Annotated in this window: 4 protein-coding genes and 1 pseudogene; all 5 read right to left on the bottom strand. The window is 37.7% G+C overall.

The genetic code is table 11. The features are described 5' to 3' along the window. Window positions 1-154: 154 nt before the first annotated feature. A complete protein-coding gene (gene ptsP, locus E0946_RS02065; RefSeq protein ID WP_133200800.1) occupies window positions 155-1,876 on the bottom strand; it encodes a phosphoenolpyruvate--protein phosphotransferase in 1,722 nt (573 codons plus the stop codon). A gap of 4 nt (window positions 1,877-1,880) precedes the next feature. After that, complete coding sequence (locus tag E0946_RS02060) at window positions 1,881-2,147, bottom strand: HPr family phosphocarrier protein (RefSeq protein WP_133200799.1); 267 nt, start codon at window positions 2,145-2,147, stop codon at window positions 1,881-1,883. Window positions 2,148-2,152: 5 nt separating this feature from the next. Continuing rightward, complete coding sequence (gene hprK, locus E0946_RS02055) at window positions 2,153-3,106, bottom strand: HPr(Ser) kinase/phosphatase (protein WP_133200798.1); 954 nt, start codon at window positions 3,104-3,106, stop codon at window positions 2,153-2,155. Window positions 3,107-3,170: 64 nt separating this feature from the next. Then, window positions 3,171-3,710: a ribosome hibernation-promoting factor, HPF/YfiA family gene (gene hpf / locus E0946_RS02050; RefSeq protein ID WP_133200797.1), complete on the bottom strand. Its 540-nt coding sequence runs from the start codon at window positions 3,708-3,710 to the stop codon at window positions 3,171-3,173. Between the two features lie 16 nt (window positions 3,711-3,726). Continuing rightward, window positions 3,727-4,046: pseudogene (locus E0946_RS02045) on the bottom strand (dihydrolipoyl dehydrogenase); the annotation flags it as partial.

Raw genomic sequence — 4,046 nt, 5'->3', positions numbered from 1 at the left:
CCTAAAATACCGGCTTGACGGTCAGCTTGAATTTCTTCATTAGCCAGTTTGCAAGCGCGAGCATAATCTCTTATACGTGATTCAGGGATGGCAGTAGGAATTAGTTCAGAATGAAGAAGGTTACGATATTCAAAAGTTAACATAATAGCACCCTTTAAAATTTGTAGTAAGGTTTTAGTTGTTCAAAGATAAGATTTTCTATAGAATCTAAATGTCCTAAGTCTGTGTTTTCTATCAGATTGAAAAGCTCTTTATCACAATGACGAATAATTTTTTTACACCGCAAAAAAGCAGAAGTTCCCACGCTTAGTTCTTTAAATCCCATACCAATTAATAGAGGCACATATTGCGGTTGAGATGCCATTTCCCCACAGATGGATACAGGTTTTTCATATTTATTACCTGCTTGAAGGGTTAGCATCATAAGTTTCAATACAGCAGGATGGTGTGTGATATAATAATCAGATAGAGCAGAATTATTTCTATCTGCAGCTAAAGTATATTGCACCAAATCATTAGTGCCAATACTCATAAAATCGCAGTTTTCAGCTAATTCTTCTGCGCAAAGAGCAGCAGAGGGAATTTCAATCATTACACCTAGAGGAAGATTTTGAGCAAAGGGGATATTCTCTTTTTGCAGTTCAGTTTTACATTCTTCCACTATTTCTTTTGCCTGCAGATAGTCTTGGTAATCCTTTACCATTGGGAACATCAGTTTTACTTTACCATAAATTGCAGCTCTAAGTACAGCTCTAATCTGAGTTTTGAATACATCCTTATGACTCAAAGAAAAACGAATTCCACGATTTCCTAAATAGGGATTATCTTCGGGAGCTGAGGGTATAAGGTGGGAAAGTTTATCGCCACCCAGGTCAAAAGTGCGAATTACAACGCTATGAGGAGCAATGAGTTCTGCTACCTGTTTATAAATAGAGAACTGGTAGTCTTCGGATGGTAATTCATCTTTTCCGAGATATAAAAATTCCGTCCGATAAAGTCCCACACCATCTGCATTTAATTTAGTTGGTTCATTCAAATCAGATAAGGGGTCCAGATTACAACGCAATATTATTCTGTGTCCATCTTTGGTTTTTATAGGGGAATCCTTTTCCATAATTACAGGTTCTTCTGGCTTATGATAATTAGCATTTAGCTTTTCATAATATTGCAAAGTAGAAATATCGGGGTCTATTATTACTTTCCCATTTAGAGCATCCAGGATAATTTTCTCATTTTCTGAAACCTTTTCCCAGAGTTCAGCTAAGTCAGTTATAGAGATAATTTTTAAAGCACGACTCAGAATAGAAGCATGAGAAGTTAAACTACCCTGTTCAGAACAATAGGCAGGAACCTTATAATAGGCAAAGGCACTAACCCAGGAAGGAGTTGCTTCTTTCAAAATAGCAATCTGGTCAGCAGCCCAATTATGTAACACTTCTTGTTGTTTTCCTGTAAGTTCCAGCAAAAGGCGTTGTTCCACATCACGATAATCTGCTTCTCGCTGAGCCAGGAAATCGTTGGACAAGTTTTTAAAGTGTTCTTGTACTTGAGAAAACACTTGCTGAATGGCAACAGCGGCAGGGACTAAGTTTTTGGAGATAGAATCTTTAACTTGAGATATGAGCTCAGGGTCCTTTAGTATTAAAAGATGTGAGCTCAGAATTGCTTTTTCTTCTTCAGATCCTTTAAGTTCGTTAAATTGCAGTTCTATGGTTTTTGCTAAAGAGTGGATAGCATCTTCAAGAGATTTGATTTCTGCAGTTATAGAAGATGGAGATATATGGGTGGCGGGTAAATCCCAGGAAACAGGTTCCAGTTTTCTTGCTCTTCCAATCATCAAGCCTTGATAGATAACTAATCCTTTTATTAGGTGCATAACTTTACTCTTCTCCAAAGCCACTGGCTATCAGTTCAGAAATCTCATCTAAAAGGTATTCTTCATCCACTCCATCGGCAATCAAATCAAGAACTGAACCACATTCTGCAGCTAACATCATAACTCCCATAATGCTTTTACCATTCACTCGCATCCCATCTTTCTCAATAAAGAAATCACTTCTATACTTGGTTGCAGCTTTGACTAATAGAGCTGCCGGTCTGGCATGTAACCCAAGTTTGTTTACAACTTTAACCCTTCTCCGACTCATTCAGTTTAAGTGACGACAGGTTTTTGTAATGTTTGTTTACGGATTTGTTCATGAAGAAGACGGTTAAAATCCTCTGCGGCATCATAACCAACTACTTTGAGAATCATATTCATCGCTGCTACTTCTACAATAACGGAAACATTTTTTCCTGGTGAAACAGGAAGGTAGATAATAGGAAGTTTAATGCCGAGATGTTCAGCATAATTATTGGCTAACCCAATTCTTTCGTAATCAATATTCTCTTGCCAGGGCATTAATTCTATCTGTAAATCAATCTCTTTTTGCTTTCTGACTCTTTCTATGCCAAACATTCTTTCCACATTAACAAATCCCACACCTCTTATTTCCATAAAAGAGCCCAGGTCTCTACTGGATTTACCTATCAACTTATCATCAATCAAACGAATAGTAATCAGGTCATCTCCTACCAGGCTATGACCTCTATGAATTAAATCAAGAGCACATTCACTTTTGCCTATGCCACTTTTACCAGTAAGCAATATACCCAGACTGAACACTTCAACCAAGGTAGCATGGATAGTCTTTTCCAGAGCAAAGACATCCAGCAAATACCTATTTAAAAGTTGAATAAGCTGAGCTGTGGAAAGACGACTGGAAAGGATGGGTATATTGAGGTCATTTGCAAGATATTCAATGGAAGGAGGAAAGGTTAGACCCTTAGTAATGATTATGCAAGGTATGTCCATTTGAAAGATGCGACGCATTCGTTCAAGCATAAGCTCTTCAGGTAAAGTTTGTAGATATCGGACTTCCACTTCTCCAAAGACCTGAAGACAGTCAGAAAAGAAAACATCCAGATATCCTGCCAGAGCTAAACCTGGCCTATTAATAAACTGTGAGCTGAGTTTTTTATTTAAAGTCTCAGGCTCAGTAACCAGTGAGAGAGCAAGGTCTTTTTTCTTAGTTTCAAATAATTCCCTGATGGTGATAACTTTCATTCCTATCCTCGGGAGGTAAGAGAGCCGGAGGGAAATAGACCTTCCGGCTTTCCACCGAAGTATCTTATGGTTCTATCAATTTATAATTCTGCTCATCCTTTTTAACCAGGACATTGAGCTTATCTGTTTCTACATTCCTGAATATCAAAAAGTTTTCCTTTTGACGGTCCAGTTTATCCAGAGCTTCCTGTAAAGATAAAGTCTCTGCTACAGTTCGTTTAGTTTTAATGGTCTTACGTGTGTGATTTTCCGGATTTACAATGATATCAGATTCATGAGAATATGAGATAAACTGTTCTTTCAGGGGCTTCTTTTTCTGATGGTCAGTTATCCGGTCTTTCAATTTTTTAATTTGAACTTCAAGTTTGTCTACGGCAGAATCTATGGCAAGATACATATCCATTTCTTCTGCCTGACTTTTTAGAACATATCTTGGAGCATGAAGAGACAATTCACAAATATTGCGGTTGTCTTCTAAAGATAAAGTTGCATGAATGTTGATTATATGGTCAAAATACCGGTTCAATTTTTGACAGGATGATTCCACATAATCTCTGATTGCCTTGGTCAGTTCAAAATGACGGGCAGTAATCGTGATTTGCATGCGTTAGTCCTCCTTACTAAATCTTATGTATGGAAAGGTTATTCAAGTCCTCAAGGGACTCTTTAATTGTTTCTGAAAGTGTTGGATGAGCAAAAGTTAGATAATCTATCACCTCTGATTTTGCTCCCAGTGAAATAAGAATAGCTCCTTGCGCTATAAGTTCTGTGGCATTAGCACCTAAGATATGCATTCCCACTAATTCAGAATTATCAGCGCGAGCAATTGTCTTCACCATTCCATAAGTGCTGCTCATAGCCATAGCTTTTCCATTGGCACTAAAGGGAAACTTACCGATTTTTAGTTCTCCAAATTTTTCCCGTGCTTCTTCTTCAGTAT

The organism is Candidatus Syntrophosphaera thermopropionivorans (assembly GCF_004353895.1).
GTDB lineage: Bacteria > Cloacimonadota > Cloacimonadia > Cloacimonadales > Cloacimonadaceae > Syntrophosphaera > Syntrophosphaera thermopropionivorans.
The sequence above is the reverse complement of the archived record's forward strand: the minus strand, read 5'-3'. Positions and strand labels throughout refer to the sequence as shown.